At 65.1% G+C, this 24,194-nt stretch carries 22 protein-coding genes; 8 read left to right on the top strand and 14 right to left on the bottom strand.

Annotation, left to right across the window (positions count from 1 at the left end; translation table 11 throughout):
• Positions 1-2 precede the first annotated feature (2 nt).
• The 7 genes from flgK to NGK62_RS22915 all read left to right on the top strand — a co-directional run bounded on the left by flgK (position 3) and on the right by NGK62_RS22915 (position 11,213).
• Positions 3-1,670, top strand: a complete 1,668-nt coding sequence (gene flgK, locus NGK62_RS22945; protein ID WP_251880506.1) for a flagellar hook-associated protein FlgK — start codon at positions 3-5, stop codon at positions 1,668-1,670.
• A gap of 47 nt (positions 1,671-1,717) precedes the next feature.
• Positions 1,718-2,962, top strand: a complete 1,245-nt coding sequence (flgL, locus tag NGK62_RS22940; RefSeq protein ID WP_251880504.1) for a flagellar hook-associated protein FlgL — start codon at positions 1,718-1,720, stop codon at positions 2,960-2,962.
• A gap of 142 nt (positions 2,963-3,104) precedes the next feature.
• The gene (locus tag NGK62_RS22935; RefSeq protein WP_251880502.1) at positions 3,105-4,994 is read left to right on the top strand and encodes a methyl-accepting chemotaxis protein; all 1,890 of its coding nucleotides are present in this window, start codon (positions 3,105-3,107) and stop codon (positions 4,992-4,994) included.
• A gap of 98 nt (positions 4,995-5,092) precedes the next feature.
• Positions 5,093-6,952, top strand: coding sequence for a methyl-accepting chemotaxis protein (locus NGK62_RS22930; protein ID WP_251880500.1), 1,860 nt, complete (start codon positions 5,093-5,095; stop codon positions 6,950-6,952).
• Between the two features lie 29 nt (positions 6,953-6,981).
• Entirely contained in the window at positions 6,982-7,449 is a 468-nt protein-coding gene (locus NGK62_RS22925) for a hypothetical protein (protein WP_118935242.1), read from the top strand.
• Positions 7,450-7,588: 139 nt separating this feature from the next.
• A complete protein-coding gene (locus NGK62_RS22920) occupies positions 7,589-9,322 on the top strand; it encodes a methyl-accepting chemotaxis protein (protein WP_187774047.1) in 1,734 nt (577 codons plus the stop codon).
• A 295-nt stretch (positions 9,323-9,617) separates the two neighbouring features.
• Positions 9,618-11,213 carry a methyl-accepting chemotaxis protein gene (locus NGK62_RS22915; RefSeq protein WP_251880498.1) on the top strand — a complete coding sequence of 532 codons (1,596 nt, stop codon included), beginning with the start codon at positions 9,618-9,620 and terminating at the stop codon, positions 11,211-11,213.
• A 53-nt stretch (positions 11,214-11,266) separates the two neighbouring features.
• On the opposite strand, the gene fliR is transcribed toward NGK62_RS22915, so the two are convergent.
• From fliR to fliF, 13 genes are all read right to left on the bottom strand, one after another.
• Positions 11,267-12,055 (bottom strand): flagellar biosynthetic protein FliR, encoded by a 789-nt coding sequence (fliR, locus tag NGK62_RS22910; RefSeq protein ID WP_059380382.1) that lies wholly within the window; start codon positions 12,053-12,055, stop codon positions 11,267-11,269.
• Between the two features lie 34 nt (positions 12,056-12,089).
• Entirely contained in the window at positions 12,090-12,359 is a 270-nt protein-coding gene (gene fliQ / locus NGK62_RS22905) for a flagellar biosynthesis protein FliQ (RefSeq protein WP_008163193.1), read from the bottom strand.
• A 19-nt stretch (positions 12,360-12,378) separates the two neighbouring features.
• Positions 12,379-13,170 carry a flagellar type III secretion system pore protein FliP gene (gene fliP / locus NGK62_RS22900; RefSeq protein WP_059380381.1) on the bottom strand — a complete coding sequence of 264 codons (792 nt, stop codon included), beginning with the start codon at positions 13,168-13,170 and terminating at the stop codon, positions 12,379-12,381.
• Positions 13,171-13,197: 27 nt separating this feature from the next.
• Complete coding sequence (fliO, locus tag NGK62_RS22895; RefSeq protein ID WP_251880496.1) at positions 13,198-13,521, bottom strand: flagellar biosynthetic protein FliO; 324 nt, start codon at positions 13,519-13,521, stop codon at positions 13,198-13,200.
• A 10-nt stretch (positions 13,522-13,531) separates the two neighbouring features.
• Positions 13,532-14,074 (bottom strand): flagellar motor switch protein FliN, encoded by a 543-nt coding sequence (fliN, locus tag NGK62_RS22890; protein ID WP_059380379.1) that lies wholly within the window; start codon positions 14,072-14,074, stop codon positions 13,532-13,534.
• Positions 14,067-15,074 carry a flagellar motor switch protein FliM gene (fliM, locus tag NGK62_RS22885; RefSeq protein WP_118935218.1) on the bottom strand — a complete coding sequence of 336 codons (1,008 nt, stop codon included), beginning with the start codon at positions 15,072-15,074 and terminating at the stop codon, positions 14,067-14,069. Before fliM ends, fliN begins: the two co-directional genes overlap by 8 nt.
• Before the next feature lie 2 nt (positions 15,075-15,076).
• Entirely contained in the window at positions 15,077-15,703 is a 627-nt protein-coding gene (gene fliL / locus NGK62_RS22880; protein ID WP_059380377.1) for a flagellar basal body-associated protein FliL, read from the bottom strand.
• A gap of 170 nt (positions 15,704-15,873) precedes the next feature.
• Entirely contained in the window at positions 15,874-17,277 is a 1,404-nt protein-coding gene (locus NGK62_RS22875; RefSeq protein WP_251880494.1) for a flagellar hook-length control protein FliK, read from the bottom strand.
• Positions 17,278-17,301: 24 nt separating this feature from the next.
• A complete protein-coding gene (fliJ, locus tag NGK62_RS22870; protein ID WP_118933647.1) occupies positions 17,302-17,751 on the bottom strand; it encodes a flagellar export protein FliJ in 450 nt (149 codons plus the stop codon).
• The gene (fliI, locus tag NGK62_RS22865) at positions 17,744-19,234 is read right to left on the bottom strand and encodes a flagellar protein export ATPase FliI (protein ID WP_251880492.1); all 1,491 of its coding nucleotides are present in this window, start codon (positions 19,232-19,234) and stop codon (positions 17,744-17,746) included. The genes fliJ and fliI overlap by 8 nt, the downstream gene beginning before the upstream one ends.
• Entirely contained in the window at positions 19,231-19,974 is a 744-nt protein-coding gene (gene fliH, locus NGK62_RS22860; protein ID WP_118933648.1) for a flagellar assembly protein FliH, read from the bottom strand. Before fliH ends, fliI begins: the two co-directional genes overlap by 4 nt.
• Complete coding sequence (gene fliG / locus NGK62_RS22855; RefSeq protein WP_054456694.1) at positions 19,967-20,977, bottom strand: flagellar motor switch protein FliG; 1,011 nt, start codon at positions 20,975-20,977, stop codon at positions 19,967-19,969. The genes fliH and fliG overlap by 8 nt, the downstream gene beginning before the upstream one ends.
• Complete coding sequence (gene fliF, locus NGK62_RS22850) at positions 20,967-22,628, bottom strand: flagellar basal-body MS-ring/collar protein FliF (RefSeq protein WP_251880490.1); 1,662 nt, start codon at positions 22,626-22,628, stop codon at positions 20,967-20,969. The genes fliG and fliF overlap by 11 nt, the downstream gene beginning before the upstream one ends.
• Before the next feature lie 330 nt (positions 22,629-22,958).
• Here fliF and fliE point away from each other — a divergent pair, with 330 nt between their 5' ends.
• Positions 22,959-23,291 (top strand): flagellar hook-basal body complex protein FliE, encoded by a 333-nt coding sequence (fliE, locus tag NGK62_RS22845; RefSeq protein ID WP_054456696.1) that lies wholly within the window; start codon positions 22,959-22,961, stop codon positions 23,289-23,291.
• A 95-nt stretch (positions 23,292-23,386) separates the two neighbouring features.
• Here the strand turns inward: fliE and NGK62_RS22840 are convergent, their stop codons facing one another.
• Positions 23,387-24,190, bottom strand: a complete 804-nt coding sequence (locus NGK62_RS22840; protein WP_118933650.1) for a flagellar brake protein — start codon at positions 24,188-24,190, stop codon at positions 23,387-23,389.
• Positions 24,191-24,194: the final 4 nt, after the last annotated feature.

Below are 24,194 nucleotides of genomic sequence, written 5' to 3'. Positions count from 1 at the left end.
GCATGAACATGTATAAATTGGCGCTGGGCGGGCTGAACGCCGCTCAGGCAGGGCTGGCCACCACCAGCCACAATATCAACAATGCCACCACGGTTGGTTACAACCGCCAGCGCGTCATGGTCTCGACCGCAGGCGCCCAGGCGACCAGCAACGGCTATATCGGCCGCGGTGTGCAGGTCGACACGGTCGTGCGCAGCTACGACAGCTTCCTGTACAAGCAACTGGTCGGCGCTCAGGGCAGCGGCGCCCAGTTGCAGACGCAATACAATCAGGTCTCGGCAATCAACAACCTGTTTGCCGACCGCACCGTCGGTATCGCGCCAGGCCTGACAAATTTCTTCACCAGCATGAACGCGGTAGCCAGCAAGCCTGCCGACCCCGCTGCGCGCCAGGATTTGCTGGGCAAGGCCAACAGCCTGGCTACCCAGATCCGCTCGGCATACACCGAGATGCAGAATCAGCGCATCGGCCTGAATACGCAGATCACGACCACGGTTGAGCAGGTCAACAGCTATCTGACGCGTATCGACGACCTGAACCAGCAAATCTCGCTGGCTACGGGCAAGGCCGGCGGCGGTCCTCCGAATGATCTGCTGGATCAGCGTGACCAAGCCGTCATGGAACTGAACCAGCTGGTAGGCATCACCACCTACGAGCAAGGCGACAAGATCAACATCACGCTGGCCAACGGCGGCCAAGCGCTGCTGTCCGGCAACACCATCTATCCGTTGCAAGCGGTGGCTTCCTCCAAGGATACGGGGCGTACCGCCATTGCCTACACGCTGCCGGCCGGCTCGGGTAAGACGGTTGCCGTGGAGCTGGGTGATGCGGAAGTGACCGGTGGGTCGCTGGGCGGCTTGCTGCAATTCCGCGCGACTTCGCTGGATGTCATGCAAAGCCAGTTGGGTCAGATGGCCGTCGGCCTGGCGCTGTCCTTCAACGAGCAGCACAAGCAGGGCCTGGACCAGAACGGTAATCCTGGCACGGATTTCTTTGGCATCGGTTCGCCGCAGGGCGTGCCGAATGCGCAGAACAAGAGCAACGCGTCGCTTTCGGGTCAGTTCACGAACGTGAACAACATCAACGCCAAGGAATACGAGATTTCCTTTGATGGCACGAACTACCGCGTGCTGCGCATGCCGGAAGGTTCGCAGGTTTATAACGGTCCGGCCACGGGTACACCGGGCACGCTGAATCTCGACAGCGAGATGGGCGTGACCCTGACCATCAGTGAACCGCCCCAGGCTGGTGACAAATGGTCGCTGGCGCCCACACGTGATGCTGCACGTGACATCACCGTGCTGATCAGCGATCCCTATAAGGTGGCGGCGGCCGACGCAGCCGGTGGTGACGCCAACGGCAAGAACGCGCTGAAGCTGGCGCAGTTGCAGAACAGCAAGGTGCTGGGTAACGGCACGATGAGCGTGAACGACATGTTCGGGCAGGTGGTGAATACGGTCGGGGTTCAGACTGCTCAACTCAAGTCCGCCGCGACCGCGCAGGCAAACCTGATTACGCAGAAGACCGCGGCGCAGCAGGCTGTCTCGGGCGTCAACCTGAACGAAGAATACGTCAGCCTGTCGCTCTACCAGGAACAGTATCAAGCCAGTGCTCGCATCATTGATGTGGCCAGCACCATGTTCGACACGCTGCTGGGTCTGCGCGGCTGATCGGATCGTTGAATCGTGACCAATAAAGAAATTTTCGGAGCTTCACCATGCGCCTGAGCACCTCGATGATGTACTCGAACGGCCTGAAGGGCGTTCTCTCTCAGGAATCCGACATGAACCGCCTGGTCGAGCAGGTCGGTAGCGGACGCAAGAACCTGACTCCGGCGGATGATCCCCTGGCCGCCGCGCTGGCCATTAGCGTGGCACAGACGCAGAGCATGAACAGTACGTATGGCATGAATCGCCAGACGGCCAACACGAATTTGGGTCAGGAAGGCAACACCTTGACGGCGGTGACAAACGCTTTGCAAGAAGCGAGGACCCGTATCATTCAAGCCGGCGGCGTGCTCTCTGATAGCGACCGTCAGACTTTGTCGGCCGCGCTCAAGAGCACGCGCGATGCATTGTTGGGCCTTGCGAACACGACGGATGGCAATGGCCAGTATCTGTTCTCGGGCAACGATGGCAGCGTGATTCCGTACTCCAAGGACGCCACGGGCAAGATCGTCTATAGCAATTCGGTAGGTGAACGGACCATTCAGGTCGATCAGAGTCGCCAGCTGTCCACCAGCGATCTGGGTAAGGATATTTTTGGTCGCGCCAATCCGGGATCGCAAGCCTTTGTCGCGTCGGCTGCCAACTCCAATACTGGCACTGCCGAGTTTGGCTCGGCATCCGTGACGCCGGGCTCGGCCAACGCTGGCAAGAAGTTCTCGGTGCAGTTTGAAACCGATGCGACTACTGGAAAGATGGGGTATCGGGTCACGACGACGAATCCCGATGGTTCCAGCACGACCGCTCCGGCGGCCGGATCACCTGCGGCTTACGCTGATGGCGCCACGATCGATCTGGGTAGCGGTGTATCCGTATCGATCAAGGGCGCCCCGAATGCGGGTGACGTGATTAACGTCGATAGCGTCCAGGCTATCGATATGGACGTGTTCGCGACCCTGGACAACGTCATCGCTGCCCTGGATGCGCCCAGCGCTGGCGACCCCGTCGCGACCGCCAAGCTGAACAACGCTTTGGCGACGGCCAACAAGAAACTGGCGAACACCTACGACAACGTTCTGACGGTGCAGGCTTCGGTGGGCGCCCGGATGAACGAACTGGACGCACTGAACGCCACGGGCACGCAGAAAGGCCTGTCTTACTCGAAGTCCCTGTCTGATCTGGAAGAACTGGACTATTACCAGGGCGCCAGCCAGCTTGCCTTGCGCCAGGTGGCTCTGCAAGCGGCGTCGGCTGCATTCATGACCATCCAGGGATCAAGTCTGTTCAGCCGCAAGTAGCACTGCGGTAGGTCCAAAAAACGCGCCCTCGGGTGCGTAGAGTTGCGCCTTTGCGGACGCTACTGGCCAGGGGCCGGGGCGTCCGTGTGTGCGTGCAGGGTAGGAAATTGTCGTCTCACATTGCTTAACGCTCGGATATTCCATGCTTGTCAACTTGAAAGTCCGCACCTGTCTCGTTCTGGTGTTGCTGCTCTTCACGGGCGCCATGTTCATATCCAATGGCGTGGCGTGGATGGGGCTGAACTCGAGCAATGAGAAGCTGGAGCGGGTCAACGACGCCTACTCCACGCAAGCCTCGCAACTGAACCGTGCCTACATCCTGTTCCTGCGCGGGCGCTTGTTGCTGGCGACTTCCCTGATGGATCTGCAACAAGGAAAGACCGAACAGGCAATCTCGCAGGCCAAGCGTGCGGAAGGCTTGATGCAGGAGGGCGCCCAGGCGCTGGATGCGTACCGCAAGGCACCGCGTCTGGAAGGCTCGGATGCTCTGAATCAAAAGCTGGAAAGCGCCTACAAACAGTTCGACGGCGTGGTCAAGCGTCAGGCGGCCGCGTTGTCGACCATGGCCGTGCAGGATTACCTGGATCTGAACGATGCCGGCAGCGCAGCGAACACCGCGCTGAGGGAAGCGGTGGGCGGTGTGCTGGCGCATATCGACTCCACCACCGACGAGCTGGTGGTGCAGGCCGAGACGGCCCACGGCGTGTCGCGCACGGTCATGATCGTGATGCTGGCGATCGCTCTGGCCCTGGCAGTTGGGTGCTGGCTGTTCATCAGCCGGACCGTGCTGCGCCCGCTGCGTGAAGCAGGGGATCATTTTGAAAAGATTTCGGCCGGCGATTTCACCGGTCGCATCGATGTGCGCAGCACCAACGAGATCGGCCAGTTGTTTGGCGCGATCAAGCGTATGCAGGAAAGCCTGACCCGCACCGTGGCGCTGGTGCGCCGTGGCGTGGACGAGATCAACGTGGGCTCGCGCGAGATCTCGGCGGGCAACACGGACCTCTCCAGCCGCACTGAGCAGCAGGCGGCTTCGCTGGAGGAAACCGCGGCCTCGATGGAAGAGCTGGCGTCGACCGTGAAGCAGAACGCGGACAACGCGCGCCAGGCCAATCAGCTGGCGGCCAGCGCGTCCGACGTGGCGGAGCGCGGCGGTTCGGCTGTGTCGGAAGTGGTCAGCACGATGCAAGGCATCTCGGCCAGCTCGCGCAAGATCTCCGAGATCGTGTCGGTGATCGACGGCATTGCCTTCCAGACCAACATCCTGGCGCTGAACGCGGCTGTGGAAGCGGCGCGCGCGGGCGAGCAGGGCAAGGGTTTCGCCGTGGTGGCGGGCGAGGTGCGTTCGCTGGCGCAGCGCAGCGCCCAGGCGGCCAAGGAAATCAAGGGCCTGATCGAGGATTCGGTGAGCAAGGTCGGCGCGGGCTCGCAGCAGGTGGAGCGCGCGGGCGCAACGATGCAGGAGATCGTGGCTTCGGTGAAGCGCGTGACGGACATCATGGGCGAAATCTCGGCGGCGTCGGAAGAACAGTCCAGCGGCATCGACCAGGTGAACCGCGCGGTGTCGCAGATGGACGAGGTGACGCAGCAGAACGCGGCGCTGGTGGAAGAGGCTGCAGCGGCTGCGGGGTCTCTGCAAGAGCAGGCGCAGCGCCTGGCCGAAGCAGTATCCGTGTTCAAGATCAATGCGGGCGAAGTGATTGAAGTCCCCGCGCAGCAATTGGCGTCGCAACGCGCCGCGCCGCGCATGCCGGCTCCGTCCGCGCCGCAGGCAGCAGCGGCAAGCAAGGTGTCCACCGAACCTGCCAAGGCAGAAGCGCCTCAGACGGCGGAACCTGCGCCGAAGGCGGCGCCTGCGCCCCGCCTGACGCAGGTCGCCCGACCCAAGCCAGCGCCGGAAGCAGCCACTACCGTTCGTCCGCTACGCCGGCCGGCCAGCCGGCCGACGAGTGCCAAGGACGCCGCGCCTGCGGCGCCAGCCGCCAGCCGACGCCCAACGCCTGCGGCGGACGACGATTGGGAGTCTTTCTGACGGAGGGATCCGTCAGCGCAGCACACGCAGTAAAGCTACCCCCTATTTACGGCTTGGCGGCATGGATGCCGCCGGGACGACTACCGGAATATACGGAAATGTTTAGCAATCTGAAGGTGCGCACGGGCTTGATGCTCGCCCAGTTGGCCGTGGCGCTGGCCGCGCTGGTGTCCATTGTCCTGGGCTGGAACAGCATGCGTTCCAACTCCGAGGCGATCAATGCGCTGGACACCTTGAGCGTGCAGCAGGCGAATCTGATCAAGGACGCTTACACGCAGATGTTGCGCGCGACCATACGCGCCGACATCGCCGCCGCGCAGCGGGCCACGGGCGACGCCAACGGCGCCAGCGAGAACACGCGCACGGTGCAGCAATTGGTCGCCGATGCCAAGAAGAAGATGGAAACCTTCAAGGCCATCCCGAAGACTACGGCGCTTGGCAAGAGCGCCGAAGGCGATCTTATTTCGTCCTTCAACGGGTTCGCCGACGCGCTGCAGGCCATGATGTCGGCCTTGGACAAGGGCGATTCGGCGGCTTACCTGGATCTGAAGAACACCAGGGCCGGCGCCGCGAGTGGGGCATTCTCGAAGCAACTGACCGAATTTGCCAAGGACATCACCTCCTATAGCGAAGAGATGGTGTCGTCTTCGCGTTCGCAGGCGGCGACGATGGCGATTGTGTACGTCGCGCTCGCCGTGCTGATCTTGGCCGTATGGATGGGAGCCTTCCTGTTCATGAACCGCGTGGTGCTGCGTCCCTTGCGCGCTGTCAGCGACAGTTTCGATAAGATCGCCGGCGGCGATCTCACCGTGCGCGTGGACGCGACCTCCACCAATGAGATCGGCATGCTGATGGCGGCGGTCAAGCGCATGCAGGAAAGCCTGACACGCACCGTGGCGTCGGTGCGTCGCGGAGTGGATGAAATCAATGTGGGTTCGCGGGAGATTTCCGCGGGCAATACGGATCTCTCCAGCCGCACGGAGGAACAGGCGGCTTCTCTCGAGGAAACCGCCGCCTCGATGGAACAGTTGGCTTCGACCGTCAAGCAGAACGCGGACAACGCACGCCAGGCGAACCAGTTGGCCGCCAGTGCCTCGGACGTGGCCGAGCGTGGCGGTTCGGCGGTGTCGGAAGTGGTCAATACCATGCAGGAAATCTCTGCCAGCTCGCGCAAGATTTCTGAAATCGTTTCGGTGATCGACGGCATTGCGTTCCAGACCAATATCCTGGCGCTGAACGCGGCTGTGGAAGCGGCGCGCGCGGGCGAGCAGGGCAAGGGTTTTGCCGTGGTGGCGGGCGAGGTGCGCTCGCTGGCGCAGCGCAGCGCCCAGGCGGCCAAGGAAATCAAGGGCCTGATCGAGGATTCGGTGAGCAAGGTCGGCGCGGGCTCGCAGCAGGTGGAACGCGCGGGCGCAACGATGCAGGAGATCGTGGCGTCGGTGAAGCGCGTGACGGACATCATGGGCGAGATCTCGGCGGCGTCCGAAGAACAGTCCAGCGGCATCGACCAGGTGAACCGCGCGGTGTCGCAGATGGACGAGGTGACGCAGCAGAACGCGGCGCTGGTGGAAGAGGCGGCTGCCGCCGCAGGTTCGCTGCAGGAACAGGCCGAACGCCTGGCCGAAGCGGTGGCCGTGTTCAAGATCAATGCGGGCGAAGTGATCGAAGTCCCCGCGCATCAGTTGGCGGGGCGACGCCCGGCGGCGCGCGTGGCTGCCCCGGTTGCTCCCTCCACCCCGGCGGCGCAGGCGGACGCGCCCGCGGCAGAGGCCAAGGCGGTACCGGCCGTGCGTTTGACGCATTCCGCGCGGGCCAAGCCGGCTGCGGCCGAAGGGGCGACTGCGGCACGGCCGCTGCGCCGTCCCACTGTGCGTCCGGCCGCTGCGCCAGCGGCGAAGCCCGCGACGACGCCAAGCCGCCGATCGGCGCCTGCGGATGACGATTGGGAATCTTTCTGACACCGGCCTTGCCGGTAAATGGGTAGGGTATGCGAGGCTATATACATCTTCTGGCAACGGCCGTGTTGGCGGTCTTTCTGGTTGGCTGCGCGGCGACCGGGCACAATTTCGACCCGGACAAGCTGTCGACCTTGACCCCTGGGCAAACGACGCTGGAAGAGGCCTCTCGTGCGCTGACCGCCCCGCCCGACAAACTCTATAAGCAGACCGACGGTACGTTGCTCGCGCTCTGGGCCTTCAAAATCACCTTCGTCGCGGACGGCTTGTACAGCCGCAAGGAAGCGCTGCTGCAGTTCGGCCCGGATGGCCGGCTGCTGCGCCTCGTCGACAGCACCAATATCTTGCTGGAACCCTGGGAACGCCAGAAGCTGCTGGGACCCGCGCCTGTGCCTGACCTGCGTCAGGATATGGCGCCGCCCGCTGCGGCCCCCGAGGTGCAGACCATCTACATACCGGGTCCGGGTGAACCGGCCGGCTTGCAGCCTCAGGGCAAATAACGCCCTGTAGTCCAGCGGGGAGCATCGCGGCGCGCGCCGCGATGTACGTCGCCCGGAGTTCGTGCCTCGTGTAACAAGGCATGTCCACCGGGTGGTTTTTCATTTGGTCAGAGTAGTTCCTGAGGGATGGGGAAATAATATGGAAGCGAGTCTCGAGTCCGGTACGAAATCCGGAAAAGTCGGCAAGAAGAAGGCCGCGCGCGCACCCAAGGTGAAGCGCAAGCTGCGGTTGCGCGATGCCCGCGTCGGCACCATGTTGCTGTGGGTCATGGCGTTTTTCGCCGTGTTGATCGCGGCGGTGGGCGGTCTGGCCGCGTATTTCCTGCAGAACAACTATGAGTCGATCCGCGAAGTCAATGCCTTGACCGAGCGTGCGAAGCAGGTCGAAGTGATCAACAGCGACATGTTGCGCGCGCGCGTTGCGCTGATGGTCGCCGCGCGCCACCTGCAGGAATCCGGTTGGGGCAGCGGCGAGAACTCGGCCCGCGATGCCGCGGCGGCCTTGAAGGGCGCCACGGACCTGCTGACCGGCGTGCGTAGCCGCTTCGCCGATTTCCAGAAGAACATGCTGCAGGACGATACGGGCCGTCAGTTGTCGATGAACCTGGTCCGTCGTTATCGTTCTTACATCGACGATGGCGTGGATACCATGGTCGAAGCCCTGCGCAGCGAAGACTATTCCACCTTCTACATGGTGAACAACGAGTACGGCACGCCGCGTAGCGCAGCCTTCATCGAGGCGCTCAGCGAGTTCGGCAAGTACATCGGCGACCAGCAGCAGGAGACGATCAACGAAGCGGAAGCCAATTTCAACCTCGCCATGGTGGCGGTGGGCGTCGCCGTCGGTCTGGCGGTGTTGCTGATGATTCTGGCGCGTCTGGTATTTGGTCGCCTGGTGGTGCGCCCCTTGGTGGAAGCCGGCCAGCACTTCGACAAGATTGCTGCCGGAGACTTGACCAGCCGCGTGGAAGTGCGTTCGCACAACGAGATCGGCCAGTTGTTCGCCGCGCTCAAGCGCATGCAGGAAAGCCTGACTCGTACCGTGTCCGCGGTACGCAGCGGCGTGGACGAAATCACGGTGGGCTCGCGCGAGATTTCCGCCGGCAACACGGACTTGTCCAGCCGCACGGAAGAGCAGGCGGCTTCGCTGGAGGAAACCGCGGCCTCGATGGAAGAACTGGCGTCGACCGTGAAGCAGAACGCGGACAACGCGCGCCAGGCCAATCAGCTGGCGGCCAGCGCGTCCGACGTGGCGGAGCGCGGCGGTTCGGCTGTGTCGGAAGTGGTCAGCACGATGCAAGGCATCTCGGCCAGCTCGCGCAAGATCTCCGAGATCGTGTCGGTGATTGACGGCATTGCGTTCCAGACCAACATCCTGGCGCTGAACGCGGCTGTGGAAGCGGCGCGCGCGGGCGAGCAGGGCAAGGGTTTTGCCGTGGTGGCGGGCGAGGTGCGCTCGCTGGCGCAGCGCAGCGCCCAGGCGGCCAAGGAAATCAAGGGCCTGATCGAGGATTCGGTGAGCAAGGTCGGCGCGGGCTCGCAGCAGGTGGAGCGCGCGGGCGCAACGATGCAGGAGATCGTGGCGTCGGTGAAGCGCGTGACGGACATCATGGGTGAGATCTCGGCGGCGTCGGAAGAACAGTCCAGCGGCATCGACCAGGTGAACCGCGCGGTGTCGCAGATGGACGAGGTGACGCAGCAGAACGCGGCGCTGGTGGAAGAGGCTGCAGCGGCTGCGGGGTCTCTGCAAGAGCAGGCGCAGCGCCTGGCCGAAGCGGTGGCCGTGTTCAAGATCAACACGGGTGAAGTGATCGAGGTCCCCGCGCACCAGTTGTCGGGCGGTTATGCCGCGCCGACGCTGACGCAGGCTTGATGCCCGTCTTCTAACGTCTGCAACAGGACCGCGGCCGCGCTGATGCGCGGCCGCGGTCCATGTGTTTTACGCCTTGGTGTGCGCAAAATTCATGCGCACGTTAAGTTTTCGAAAATTTGGTCGTTAACAACAATAACGCCTGAAAAGGGCGGTGAACAGTGTTCGAAAACGCGGGGGCCATGCCGTCCCGGAGCCTGACGAACCTGGCGGGGGAACACGTCTATGCGGGGCGTCAGATCCGGTTTGCTCGCCGATATTCATTCGCTGCTCGACATGATGTATCCGGAGACAAGCTGTGCGCGTCAACCTACCTGTCCACAATGTAGAAACCAAGCTGCGCGAGGATCAATACCTGATCTCGCGTACTGATACCAAGGGCCGGATCGTCTATGCGAACCCGGCCTTTGTCGAAGTCAGCGGTTTTTCCCGAGAAGAGCTCATCGGCAAGCCGCACAATATCGTGCGTCATCCCGACATGCCGCCCGAAGCCTACGAAGATCTGTGGGAAACGCTGCAGGCCGGAGAGTCCTGGCTGGGGCTGGTGAAGAACCGGCGCAAGGACGGCGGTTACTACTGGGTGCTGGCCAACGCGACGCCCATCGTCGAAAACGGCGAGGTCGTGGCGTATTCCTCGGTGCGGGTGCGCCCCTCCGAAGAACAGATCGAAATGGCTGAGGATTTGTATGCCCGCATTCGCGAGGGCACGGCCAAGGGCGTGCGCATCCTGCGCGGGCGTCCCGTGCGGGCAGGCTGGCGCCGCGGCGTGGACGTGCTGGCATTTCCGTTCCGGCGCAATGTCCGCAGCCGCATGCTGCGCCACGCGCTGCTGTCATCTGCAATCATGGCCGGCGCCGGTATTTACGGCCTGCGGGCCAACTGGGCGGAACTGGGCAGCTTGGGCGCGAGCGTCGGCTGCGCGGCCATCGCGCTGGGCGTTATCGCCATCTTTGGCATGGGCTGGCGCCTGTCGCGCTCGCTGCTGGATCCGATGGTGGATGCCGCCAATATGGCGCGTCAGGTCGCGGCAGGCAATCTGACCACGCAGATCGTGGCGGATTCCGATGATGAAGTCGGAAGCTTGAAATTTTCGCTCGATGTAATGCGCAAGAGCCTGATCGGGATCGCGCAGGATGTGTATCGCGGCATCGAGGGTACGACCCATGCCGCGGCGCATATCGCGCGCGGCAACCAGGAACTCGCGGGCCGTACCGAAGGCCAGGCGGCGTCCTTGCAGCAGACCGCGGCCAGCATGGAACAGCTGACCTCCACGGTGCGGCAGAACGCGGACAATGCGCGACAGGCCAATCAGCTGGCCGCCAGCAGCATGGAAGTGGCGCGCAAGGGCGGTGTGGCGGTCGGGCAGGTGGTGAGCACCATGCACGGCATTTCGGACAGTTCCCGCAAAATTGCCGACATCGTCAGCATCATCGAAGGCATTGCATTCCAGACCAACATCCTGGCGTTGAACGCTGCCGTGGAAGCGGCTCGCGCCGGAGAGTCGGGCAAGGGCTTCGCGGTGGTGGCGGGCGAGGTGCGCAGCCTGGCGCAGAAGAGCGCCCAGGCAGCCAAGGAGATCAAGGGCCTGATCGAAGACTCGGTGGAACGCGTGACCGAAGGCTCCCTGCAGGCCGAGCAGGCGGGCGCGACGATGCAGGACATCGTGGCCGCCGTGCATCGTGTCACCGACATCATTGGCGAGATTTCGCAGGCCTCGCAGGAACAGTCCAGCGGCATCGAGCAGGTGGATACGGCGGTGTCGCAGATGGACGTGATGACGGTGCAGAACACCGCGCTGGTCCAGGACCTGGGCGGCGCGGTGGTCCAACTGGGTAACCAGTCCGGCGCGCTGCGCGAGACGATCCGGGTGTTCCGTCTTACCGGGCAACAGTGATCGGGCGCGGGGCGGTGTCACACACCGCCCCGGCGGTCCCTATGAGTCCAGCCCTACTTGCCCGCCAGGGCGTCGGCGACGCGGCTCATCGCGGTGAGGCCGGATTCGAACAGCGATTCCAGGAAGGGCCCGGCGTGCGGCAGGACGACCGCCAGAATGGTGACGCCGATGATGAGCGTCACGGGAAATCCGATCGAGAACACGGATAGCTGCTGCGCCGCGCGGTTCAGGATGCCCATGGCCAGGTTGATGGTCAGCAGCGCGCAGATCAGGGGCAGGGCCAGCAGCAGACCCGATACGAATATGGTCTTGCCCCATTCCACCACCACGCCAAAGCCGTTCTGATGCAGCTGGATCATGGCGACGGGCAAGGTGTCGAAGGAGCGGACCAGTGCCGCCAGGACCAGCAGATGGCCGTCCAATGCCAGGAATGTCAGCATCGCAATGATGTTGAACAGGCGCGACAGCACCGCGGTATTGGCGCCGGAGCTCGGGTCGAAGAACGACGCGAACGACAGGCCCATCTGCAGGCCGACGAATTCACCGGCGGTCTGCACGGCGGCAAACACCAGGCGCATGGTGAATCCCAGCGCGATGCCGATCAGCACCTGCTGCATCACCATCCACAATCCGGCAAACGAACCGGGCGCAATGGGCGGCACGGGATCAAGCGCCGGACTGATCGCAACGGCCAGGACGAAGGACAGCCCGACCTTGACCTTGATGGGAATCAGCGATTCCGAGAACAGCGGGGCGGTGCCCACGAGCGCCAGAATGCGCACGAACGGCCAGAGAAACTGGCCGATCCAGCCGTTGAGCTGCTCGAGCGTGAAGGCGATCATGGGGAAAGGTCCGGTGTCCGGCGGCGGGCGCCGCTCAGGACACCAGCATGGGGATCTGGCCGATCAGCTGCCGTATGTAGTCGACCATGACGCCGATAAGCCAGGGACCGAGCAGCACCAGCACGCCGCACATGGCCAACAGCTTCGGAATGAACGACAGCGTCATTTCGTTGATCTGCGTGGCGGCCTGGAAGATGCTGATGACCAGGCCCACCACCAGTGTCACGAGCAGCAAGGGCCCAGCCATCGCAAGCACGATCTTCATTGCCTGGTAGGTCATGGTCATGACGGTTTCGGCGGTCATGGCGATTCTCCTCCAGGCGTTATTGATAGAAGCTCTGGGCCAGGGAGCCCATGAGCAGGTTCCAGCCGTCGGCCAGCACGAAAAGCATCAGCTTGAAGGGCAGGGCCACCGTCACCGGAGGAACCATCATCATGCCCAGCGCCATCAGCACGCTGGCGACGACCAGGTCGATGATGAGGAAGGGAATGAAGATGGTGAAGCCGATCTGGAAGGCGGTCTTGAGTTCGCTGGTGATGAACGCCGGCACCAGGATGCGCAGAGGCACCTGGGTAGGGTCTTCCAGGGCGGGCTGCTTGGCCAGGTTGGCGAACAGCGACAGATCGTTCTCGCGCGTCTGGTGCAGCATGAAGGTGCGCAGCGGCGCGGCGGCGCGCTCGACGGCTGCCTCGAACTGGATCGAGCCTTCGGACAGCGGCTTGTAGGCGTCGGTGTATATCTTGTCGAACACCGGCGACATCGTATAGAAGGTCAGGAACAGCGCCAGGCCGATCAGCACGTGGTTGGGCGGCGACATGGCCGTTCCCATGGCGCTGCGCAGCAGGCCCAGCACGATGATGATGCGGGTGAAGCCCGTCATCATGAGCAGCGCGGCGGGCAGGAACGACAGCGAGGTCATCAGCAGCAGGGTCTGCATGCTGAGCGAATAGGTTTCGGAACCGTTCGGACCCGGCGTTGCGGTCAGCGCGGGCAAGGTGGCCTGTGCGACGACACCTGCGGGAAACAGGGCCAGGCCTAGCAGGGCGGCGGCGCCGAGCAGGTGTAGCGCGCCGGGCCGGGCGCGGACGGGTGTCGTGCTGGTGAGCAAACTCATGGGTGTCGCTTGGAGGGCGCGGCAGCGCTAGCGGCGCTTGAGCGCCTGGCCCAGCTTGGCCGCGAAGGCGGCCGCGGGCAAGGTCGAAGCCTCCGGCAGTTGGCCGGCGGGCAGGGTATGCAGGGTATTGAGCTGGTTCGGGCCGACGCCCACCACCAGCCAGGTGTTGTCGACTTCCACCACCACGATGCTCTGGCGCGGACCGACGGGCAGGCTTGCGACCTGCCGCAACAGGCTGCCGCCGCCGCGCTGTGTCAGCCCGGCGCGGCGCGCCAGCCAGGCCGAGGCCAGGATGGCGGCCACGACCAGGATCAGGCCGGCAAAGACGCGCAGGAGGGCGGAATCGTCCATGACGCCAGGATCAGCGGCGGTTGTTCAAGCGGTTGATCCGCTCGGACGGCGTGATGATGTCGGTCAGGCGGATACCGTACTTGTCTTCCACGACCACGACTTCGCCCTGGGCGATCAGGTAGCCGTTGACGAAGATGTCCATCGGCTCGCCTGCCAGGCCGTCCAGCTCGACCACGGAACCCTGGCCCAGCTGGAGCAGGTTCTTGATGGTCAGGCGGGTGCGGCCCAGCTCGACCGTCAACTGGACGGGTACGTCCATGATCAGGTCGATATCCGCGCCCGCGCCGCCGGTGGCGCCGGCCAGGGGTTTGAATACGGATTGCGCGGCAGGTTGGGCGGCTGCGGCAGGAGCGGCAGGCGCCGCCGCTGCGGGAGCCGGCGCGGCAGCGGGCGCCGCCGCACTGGTCTGCTCGGCCATGGCTGCGGCCCAGTCGTCCTGGGGCTTCAGGCCGTCGGCCTGGGTGGGCGGATTGGCGCGGGATTGTTCGGCGAGCGCGTCGGCCCAGTCGTCGGCCGGGGACGAGCCGGTACCGGGCTCGTTCTTGTCAGTCATGGTCAGAGGCCTCGTTGGATTCTGTATCGTGGGTAAACATGTTCTGTACGCGCAAGGCGTACTGGCCGTTGAAGACGCCGTAGCCGCATTCCATCAACGGCACGCCGTCGACGCTGGCGACTATGGTTTCGGGTACGGTCACGGGAAGGACGTCGCCGACTTTCAGGCTCATCAGTTCGCGGATCGACGAGGGAATGCGGGCAAATTCCGCAACCACGTCGATATCGGCGCTGCGCACCTGGCGCGAGAGCTGCTGCGCCCAGCGCTGGTCCACTTCTTCGAGTGTGGTTTCCTGCAGCGGGCGCGTCAGCAGGTCGCGCACCGGTTCGATCATGGAATAGGGCAGGCAGATGTTCAGGTCGCCGCCGGTCGCGCCGAATTCGATGTGGAACGAGGTGACGACCACCACTTCATTGTTGCCGGTGATGCTGGCGAACTTGGTGTGCATCTCCGAGCGCACGTACTCGAATTCGATCGGGTAGACGGGATCCCAGGACTTGCCGTAGCTTTCCAGGGTCAGGTTGAGCAGGCGCCGGATGATGCGCTGTTCGGTCGTGGTGAAGTCCCGGCCTTCGACGCGCGTGTGGTAGCGGCCATCGCCGCCGAACAGGCTGTCGATGACCAGGAACACCAGGTTCGGGTCATAGGTGAAGAGGGCCGTGCCGCGCAGGGGCTTCATCTGAATCATGTTCAGATTGCTCGGCACGGGCAGGTTGCGTTCGAAATCCGCGTACTTCTGGATCTTGATCGAACCTACCGTGATGTCGGCGCTGCGGCGCATGAAGTTCAGCAGCACATGGCGCATCTGCCGGGCGAAACGCTCGTTGATGAGCTCCAGCGTCTGCATGCGGCGCCGCACGACGCGGTCCGGCGAACTCAGGTCGTAAGCGCGGGCGCCGGCGTTCGGGTCCGCGGCGGTAGTTTTGCTGTCGCTTTCGCCGGTGACGCCCGCCAACAGCGCATCAACCTCGTCCTGCGAAAGAAATGCCTCGTAGGCCATGCTTATTGCACCACGAACGCCGTGTACAGTACGTCGGTGACATACTGGCCGTCCGGCAGGGGCGAGAAGGGGCGATTCACGGCCTGCTTGATCGCGTTGGCCATGTCGGTCTTGCCTTGCTGAGTCTGCACGCCGGTGGGCGATTGCGACGACAGCACCATCAGGATGCGGCTGCGCACTTCAGGCATGTACTTTTCGAGGCGCGTACGGGTCTGCTCGTCGCTGACGCGCAGCGTCAGGCCCACATGCATGATGCGTTCCGTATCCGGATTTTGCAGCGTGACGGTAAAGGGTTCGATCGGCACGAAGATCGGAGCGGGCACGGCGACCGGGTTGGCCGGCGGCGCGACAAAGGTGGTCGGGGTGGCTTGCGGGCCTTGTTCCGGCTGACCCGGCTGGCCGGGTTGGCCAGGCTGTCCGGCGGGCACTTGACCGACGCCGAGCTGCACGGTTGCGCTGTTCTGCGGCTGCATCCGTTGGGTGATGAACCAGGTGGCGCCGGCGCTGGCCGCGGCAACGATGAGCAGGACCAGGATTGCCAGCAAGGGGCGAAGAATACGGCCCATGCCGCCGGAGCGGGAAGAAGGCGCGCCGCGCGCAGGCATGGGTGAAGGTTTGGAAGTCGCCATCTCGGTGTCGATGCGTGTTTTGCCGCTGATGAAAACGGGTTCTTAGTGGATGAAAGCATTCTGCCCCAAATGCCGCTTCCGCTTGGAGGCGAAAAACAGGGCGAAAGCCGCGTATCTCAAGCTATTGCTGCACCGCCCGCAGCCGTGGCCAGAGGCGATGCGTTGCTTTGTCAGGCGAAGGTGTCCACCAGCGCGTTGGCGTTGCGCGGGGCCGTCACTGCAGCGGGTGCTTCAGCTACGGCTTCGGCGCCAGTCTGGCTGCCGCCGGCATGGCGCTGCGAGCCGTTGCCGCCTTGCTGCGCGAACTCCTGTTGGGCGGCTTGTTCACCCACGCTGGTCTGACCCAGCGAGATGCCAGCCTGGGCCAGCGCCTGCTGCAGTTGCGGGATCGCGGTTTCGATCGCCTGGCGGACCGAGGCGTGGGCCGACACGAACGAAGCGCTGGCTACGCCGTCCGTCAGGTTCAGGCTGACGCGCAGCGGACCCAGATCGGGCGGATCGAGGCGCAGTTCGGCAGTTTGCATGCCCTGGCGTGCGCTGTGGCTCATCATGACGACTTGTTGGCCGAGCTCTGTGCCCCAATGGGTGCCGCCCACGGGAGTGGCGACCTGAAGCACCACCGGTACGACGGGTGCGGCGACAGCTGCCGGATTTGCAACCGGAGCGGCGGCAGGACGCTGCGCGGCTGCGGCAAGCGCCTGGGCCAGGTGGTCCTGGGCCGAGGCGCCATGTTGCGGCGCCTGGAATTGCTGTTGGGCGCTGGCCAGGGCCGGCGTTTCGTCGGTCTGTTCAGGCATGGCGGCGTGGTCCGCAGCCGGGCGCGCATCGCGCGCGGGACGGGGCAGCGCGACTTCCGCGGCGAGTCGCGGCGTTTCGGCCTTGACGGGCGCGGCAGCAGCCGGGGTGCGGATCGGCGCTTGCGCGACTGCCGCCGCGTCAGTGCCGGGCTTGGCTGCCGCGGTGACGACCGGCACGGCGATTTCGGCCTCGCGGGCGGCAAGCGCGGCGGCAGCCTCTGCTTGCGGAGCGGTCAGGCCGACAGCGCCAGAGGCGGCGATGGCAGCGGTCTGCGCCTGCGTTGCGGGCGCGGCGTCGGCGGCATTCAGCGCGGCGGTCAGAACGGCGGTCAGAACGGCGGCGCCGCTGCTCATCGCTGCGGCGGCAGCGGCGGCGTTGCCGCGTGCGAGCTGCACTTGTTCTGCGGCCTGGGCCGCGATTTCCAGGGCTTGCTGCGGGAGAATGACCGCGGGTTGCGCGGCCGCGACGGCCAGCGCGCCTGCCTCGGCCTGCGCGGCGGTTTGCACCGCCTCGTCGATGGCGCCGGCGGCGGCGCCTTCGGCGCGGGCGGCCGGGTCGCTGGAAGTCTTGCCATCAGCGGACGTCTTGGCGCCGTTGTTCGCGGGCCGCGAATCGGCGGCCTGGCTGGGGCGTTGTTGCGCGGGACGCTGCTGGGCCAGCACGTCGGAGAAGCTGGGGCCCTTCTTGTTTACAGGCGCGCTCTTGGCGCCGAGCGCGTCGGCGATCGACGAGGGCGCGGCGGGCGCGATGGAGGGCAGGGGCAGGGGAGCGTTCATCTGGGGCTTCCTGTGAGGTATTGCTTAATGCATGCCGGTCTGGCGTTGGACCAGGCGGGCGGAGTATTCATCGTTGGCGCGCTGTTCGCGGCGGGATTCCACGACGGCCTGGGCGCGCAGTTCGCGCTGCGCCAGGGCGTCGTAGGAGTTGAGCTTGCGTTTTTCCTGTTGCCAGTAAAGCCGGCCCTTGGCGAGGTTGTCGTCCGCCTGGCGCAACACGCTTTGTTGCTGGCTGATGGCGTCGTCCAGCGTGCTGATGAAGCGCTGGTAGTTATGGCAGTCGCTGGCCGACATTCCGCTGGTCATCGCCTGTTGCAGCCGTTCCAGGTAGTCCTGGCGGTAGTCGTGCAGCATGGATAGCTGGCGTTCGGCGTTGGTGCGTTCGGCGCTGAGCCTGCCGAGCAGGCGGGCGGCTTCGTCCGTGCTCTCTTTGGCCAGGTTGATCAGCATGTCCAAAGGCAATTGGCTAGGCATAAGCGTTCCTCAATTCGAAACTGGCCTGCAGTTGGTTGACGGCGGCTTCATAACCGACGTTTTCGCCTATGTCTTGCTGCAGGAAGGCTTCCAGGCGCGGATAGCGGGCGATGGCGTCGTCCAGCTGCGGGTCATTGCCGGCGGCGTAGGCGCCCACCGCGATCAGATCGCGGTTGCGCTGGTAGCGCGACAGGCTTTGCTTGAAGCGTCGCACCACGGCGAACTGCTCGGGCGTGATCAGCGAGGTCATGGCGCGCGAGATCGACGCTTCGATGTCGATGGCCGGGTAGTGGCCGGCTTCGGCCAGGTGGCGTGACAGCACGACGTGGCCGTCCAGGATGGCGCGGGCCGAATCCGCGATCGGATCCTGTTGGTCGTCGCCTTCGGCCAGCACGGTGTAGAACGCAGTGATCGAGCCGGCTTTGCCGGACGGTCCGGGCGCGCCCATGCCCGCGCGTTCGACCAGCGTCGGCAGCTTGGCGAAGACGGAGGGCGGATAGCCCTTGGTGGCAGGCGGCTCGCCGATGGCCAGCGCGATTTCGCGCTGCGCCATGGCGTAGCGGGTCAGCGAATCCATGATCAGGAGCACGTCCAGGCCCTGATCGCGGAAGTGTTCGGCCAGGCGCGTGGCGTAGGCGGCGCCTTGCAGGCGCAACAGCGCCGACACGTCGGCCGGCGCAGCCACCACGACCGAGCGCGCCAGGCCTTCGGGGCCGAGGTTGTGCTCGATGAATTCCTTGACTTCGCGGCCGCGTTCGCCGATCAGCCCGACGACGATCACGTCGGCCTTGGTGTAGCGAGCCATCATGCCGAGCAACACGCTCTTGCCGACGCCGGAACCGGCGAACAGGCCCATGCGCTGCCCCCGGCCCACGGTGAGCAGGCCGTTGATGGCGCGCACACCGGTGTCGAGCACCGTATCGATGGGTGCGCGCGACAGCGGGTTGATCGGCTGGGCGGACAGGGGGGCGAGTTCGGCGCCATTGAGCGGACCCAGTCCGTCCAGCGGCCGGCCGGCGCCGTCCAGCACCCGGCCCAGCAGGGCGTTGCCGACCGGCAGGTGGCGGCCCAGCTGCGGCTTGGCGTTGCCGTTCAGTTCGGCCTTGCGCGGCAGCGGGATCTGGCGTTGCACGGGAGGCTCGCCAGGCACGACGCGCGCGCCGGGCGGCAAGCCGGAAATATCCGCCTGCGGCATCAGATAGAGGGTGTGGCCGTCGAAGCCTACGACTTCTGCATCCGCCCAGTGGTCGTGGCCGCGGGCGATTTCGATGCGGGCGGCCGCCCCGACGGGCAGACGCAGGCCGGTGGCGTGCAGCACCAGGCCGGTGGCGCGCGTGATCCTGCCGCTGACGAGCCACGGGTCGGTCGAGGCCGCGCGGATCGAGCCGATCTGTAGCTGAGTCTGCCAGCGGTCGATGACCGGCACCGCGGTAGCGGGCGCGGCCGGCTGGCCGGGCAGGGCGGGAGCCGGATTGGCGCTCACACCGGCTCCTCCCAGGAGACGTTGCGGCCCAGCGAGGCCGCGACCCGGCGCCAGCGCGTCTGCAAGGTGGCGTCGATGTCGCCGAAGGGCGTTTCGGCGCGGCAGCCGCCGCGCGAGATGGACTCATCGGCCAGAACGCGCCAGTGGCCTTCCTTGAGCTCGTCCGCCAGATGCAGGCGGATCAGTTCGATGTCGTCGGGGTTGGCCCACAGGCGCATCTGGCCGCCGGCGGTGGGATTGATGTGCAGCACTTCGCGCACCGCGTTGACAACGGTTTCCGGCTGGTCGGCGAGCGTGGTGCGCACGACCTGCTGGGCGATGTCGAGAGCCAGGGTCAGCAGGCCTTGGCCCATTTTTTCTTCGAGCGAGCCTAGGGACGCGGCGCAAGCCTCTACCAGCGCATGCAGGCGCTGCGCTTCCGCGGCGCCCTGTTCGCGGGCCTGGACGAGGCCTTCTGCGTAGCCTTGTTCGCGGCCGGCGGCGAGCCCGGCCTCATAGCCAGCCTGTTGGCCGACTTCGAGGCCGGCGGCGTGGCCCAGCGCGTGGCCTTCCTCGCGGCCTTCGGCAAGCGCCTGGGCGCGCAGCTGGGCCATCACCACTTCGGGATCCGGCCCGGGGTCGGGTTCGGGTTCCGGCTCGGCTTCGACGACCGCGGGCTCGTCGAACGACAGCATCTGCCAACGCCGCCAGGCGGCGCTGCGCGAGATGAGCGCCGTGGCGCCGCTGTCGACCTCAGACATAGGTGTCGTCTCCCTGGTTGCCCAGGACGATCTGGCCGCTCTCGGCCAGGCGGCGCGCGATCTGCAGGATCTTCTTCTGCTCGGTCTCGACCTTGGACATGCGGATCGGACCTTGCGCGTCCAGGTCTTCGCGCAGCATTTCGGCGGCGCGGCTGGACATGTTGCGCAGGAACTTGGCGCGCAGCTCTTCCGGGGCGCCCTTGAGCGCAACCATGAGCGTGTCGTTGTCGATTTCCTTGAGGATGAGCTGGATGGCGCGATCCTCGACGTCGAGCAGGTTGTCGAAGACGAACATCTCGTCGATGATCTTCTGCGCCAGGTCGTTGTCGCGCTCGCGCAAGCTGGCGACCACGGTTTCTTCCTGGGTCGAGTTCATCATGTTGAGGATCTCGGCCGCGGTGCGCACGCCGCCCATCTTGCTGCGCTTTGCGCCCTGGCCGGCCAGGACCGAATTCAGGACTTCCGTGAGCTCGGACAGCGCTGCTGGCTGCACGCCGCCGAAAGTGGCGATGCGCAGCATCACGTCGTTGCGCAGGCGGTCCGTCAGGAGCGCCAGCACGCCGGCGGCGCGGTCGCGCTCCAGATGCACCAGGATGGTCGCGATGATCTGAGGGTGTTCGTCGCCGATCAGTTCTGCGACGGTGTTCGGATCGAGCCAGTTCAGCGCATCGATGCCGCTGCCGCCTTCGCCGGCTTCGAGGATGTCTTCGATCAGGCCGGCCGCGCGGTCGCTGCCCAGGGCCTTGGTCAGCACGGTGCGGATGTAGTCGTCCGAACCCAGCGTTACAGCCATGAACTGGTCGGCCTCCTGGCGGAATTCTTCCAGCACCACCGCAACGTCGCTGCGCGTGACCTGTTTGAGGCTGGCCATGGCGGCGCCGACCTGCTGGACTTCACGGGCGCCGAGGTACTTGAAGACCTCGGCTGCCGCATCTTCGCCCAGCGACATCATCAGCACGGCGCTGCGCGTCATGCCGTCCAGCGGGGTGGAATCATTTTTCATCTTTGTTCATCCAGGTGCGCAGAACCATCGCGACGGCGCGCGGATCCTTGGTGGCCATCGTGCGGGCGCGTTCCAGGTTGTCTTGGTAGCGGTCCACTTCCTTGGCGCGGGCCGCGTCCTGGGCCTCGCGTGCGGCTTCGATGCGTTCGGCTTCAGCCTGTTCCGGATCGACCGGCGGGTAGAGGTAGTCGCCCACCGTGCGGCGCAGCAGGCGATACAGCCACAGCGCCAGCACGCCACCGATCAGCCAGGCCAGGATCGTCTTGAACAGCGAGATCATTTCCGGATCGCGCCACATCGGCACCGGCGGCGGGCCGTCGTTGAATTGGCTGTTGACCAGGTTGAGCGAATCGCCGCGGGTCTCGGAGTAGCCCATGGCTTCGCGCACGAGGTTGGTCAGCTTGTTCAGTTCTTCAGGCGGCAGGGGCTGCAGTTCGCCGTCCTTGTCGCGCATGTAGTTGACGACCACGGCGACCGACAGGCGCTTGAGGTTGCCAACCGGCTGCTTGATGTGGCTGATCGTGCGGTCCACTTCGTAGTTGGTGGTGGCGTCGCGGCGTTCGTTGAGGTTGCCGGTGACCGCCTGCGTGCCGGTCTGCTGCTGGGCATTGGCCGGTTGCTGCGGCTGGCCGGGGCGGGGCGGCTGGGGTTGCGGCGGGTTGGCGATGGGAGCCTGCGGATTGGCCGGCGCCTGGTTCGACAGCGCGCCAGGCACGCCTTGCGCGGGATTGATGCCGCGCTGGGTCGAGTCGCTGGTTTGCTGGCTGCGCACGGCGGCCTGGCCGGGCTCCTGGTTCGGGCGGTAGACCTCGGAGGTTTCTTCGCGGCGGGCGAAGTCGACGTCGGCGCTGGCCTGGGCGTGCACATTGCCCGGGCCGACCAGCGGATTGAGGATGGTGAGGATGCGTTCGACCGTGCGCTGTTCCATTTCGCGCACGAAACGCATCTGGTCGGCGTCCATGCCGCGGCCTTCGCCCATCGGCGCCGACAGCAGGCGGCCGTTCTGGTCCACGATGGATACGTTTTCGGCGGTGAGTTCGGGGACGCTCGAGGCCACCAGCCAGGAAATCGCGGAGACCTGGGCGTCGCTCAGGCTGCGCCCCGGATGCATGTTCAGCAGCACCGAGGCGGTGGGCGCCTGGCGTTCGCGCACGAACAGCGACTGGCGCGGCATGGCCAGGTGCACGCGGGCGTGCTGCACGGTGTGCATGGCTTCGATCGAACGTGCCAGCTCGCCTTCCAGGCCGCGCTGGTAGTTGATTTGTTCCGTGAACTGGCTGGCGCCGAAGCGGGCGTTGTCCATCAGTTCGAAACCGACGGAGCCGCCGCGCGGCAGCCCCTGGGACGCCAGTTGCAGACGGGCGTCGTACACGCGGTCGGCCGGAACCAGCACGGCGGTGCCGGTTTCGTTGTAGCGGTAGGGCACGTTCATCGTGCCGAGCGCCGCCACGATGGCGCCGCCATCGCGGTCGTCCAGGTTCGAGAAGAGCACCTTGTACTTGGGCTCGCTGCTCCACATCGCCACGGCGACGATGACCGCGACGAGAGCCGCCGCCGCGCCCAGCAGGACAGGCTTGGGCAGCGCGCGCACCTTCTCCAGCACGGGGAACTTCGTCAGCAGCGACGAACTCAGGGTGGCCTGCTGGTTCATTGGCGGCCCCCGCTGGCCACGCGGAGCTGGAATTGGGACTTCATGTCTGGGTAGGGCAGATTACACATGCAACGTGCTTCTGGTCTGGGGAGAGCGTGGATTATTGCCCCTGAGACGTCCATCCCAATCGTTGAAAACGGCCGGTTTTTGGCGTTACTTATCTCCTATGTCCCCGACAAGGCGGACAAAGCCGCGGCCGCCCTGACGGCAAGCGGCTGCATTCGTGGAAATGTCGGGTTTTTTGGCGGTTCTTGTCGGCTATGAACCGGCGGAGTTGGCGTTACGCTGTGCGCACAATTGGTGTAATCCCAACCAGCAAGGAATCAGGTAATGGCTGTATCAGGCTTGTCCGGCATCGAAAGCATGCTTCAGCAGATGCGCGCGGTAGTGAGCAAGGCGGAGACCGGTAATCTCAGCGCGGGTGAAATGGTCGGTCAGCCGGACGGCTTCGCCGCGGAGCTGCAACGCTCCATCCGTCGCGTCACTTCCGCCCAGAATGCCGCCACGGCCCAGGCCAAGGCGTTCGAGCTGGGAGCGCCCGATATTTCCCTCAACGACGTCATGATCGACATGCAGAAGGCCAGCATCGGCTTCCAGACGGCGGTGCAGGTGCGCAACAAGCTGGTTGCGGCTTACAAGGAAATTTCCTCGATGGCGGTCTGAGTCCCGTCGCGGGAACAGCGCTTGCGTGTACGCCGCAAGCGCAGCAGGCATCAGGGGCGGGGCGCTTGCAGCGCATGGCCCCGCCAAACCAGGTATCAATTGCGCTGGGCGCCTCTTTCCAGGCGCCAGACTACCTGCTGCAGCCAGTTTTCCTGGCGCGCATCCAGATTCAGGAAGACGGCTCCCAGGTGGCTGACGGGCGGTTCGCCAGTCAGCGAAACATGCCTTGCCGCCGGTTCGTCCGGATCGGCGGATGAGACCATGGGCTGGCCGGAAACCGGGTATACATTGCGCACTTCCAGGCTGGCGTTGAGCTTGCCCTGGTCGCCAAAATCCAGTTGCACATTTTCCAACACGGTGCCGCGTTCCGGCAGGGCGGAGACCGCGAGTCCTGCGCGCAGGCCTACGCCGTCGACCGAGATGTCGCGTATCGTGAACGCGTAGGGCTTGTCGTTGGGCGTGGCTTGCCAACTGGCGCGGCATACGTTGGCGGCCGCGATCAGGGACGCGCGGAACATCTTGCGGCGCTGGATGCGGGCCAGGCGTTCCGGGAACGGCGATACCAGCGCGGCGCTGCCGTCGTCGAAATGAATGATCTGGGGCCGCTGCACGCGAAAGCGGATCTGCACGCCGCCATAGGCGGTGGCATGGAAGTGGAAGGTGGTGCCGCTCAGCAAGCCCATGGAGTCGGACTGCTCGAAGTCCGCGCCGGCGTAATCGCGCGGCCTCCAGAAGAATTCGCCGGCCTGCTTGTCCACGCCGAGGATCAGCACGGCCATCTCCCGGTCCGCGGCGTCGCGTACCAGGATGTGGCTGTCGGGGTGGGTGAGTTCGAACAGGGCCGAACGCATCTCGTCAGGCCGGGTCAGCAGGAACTCCGGGTCGCTGGCATCCAACACTTTG

It is taken from the genome of Achromobacter sp. Marseille-Q4954, assembly GCF_943737025.1.
Lineage (GTDB): Bacteria > Pseudomonadota > Gammaproteobacteria > Burkholderiales > Burkholderiaceae_B > Achromobacter > Achromobacter bronchisepticus_A.
The sequence above is the reverse complement of the archived record's forward strand: the minus strand, read 5'-3'. Positions and strand labels throughout refer to the sequence as shown.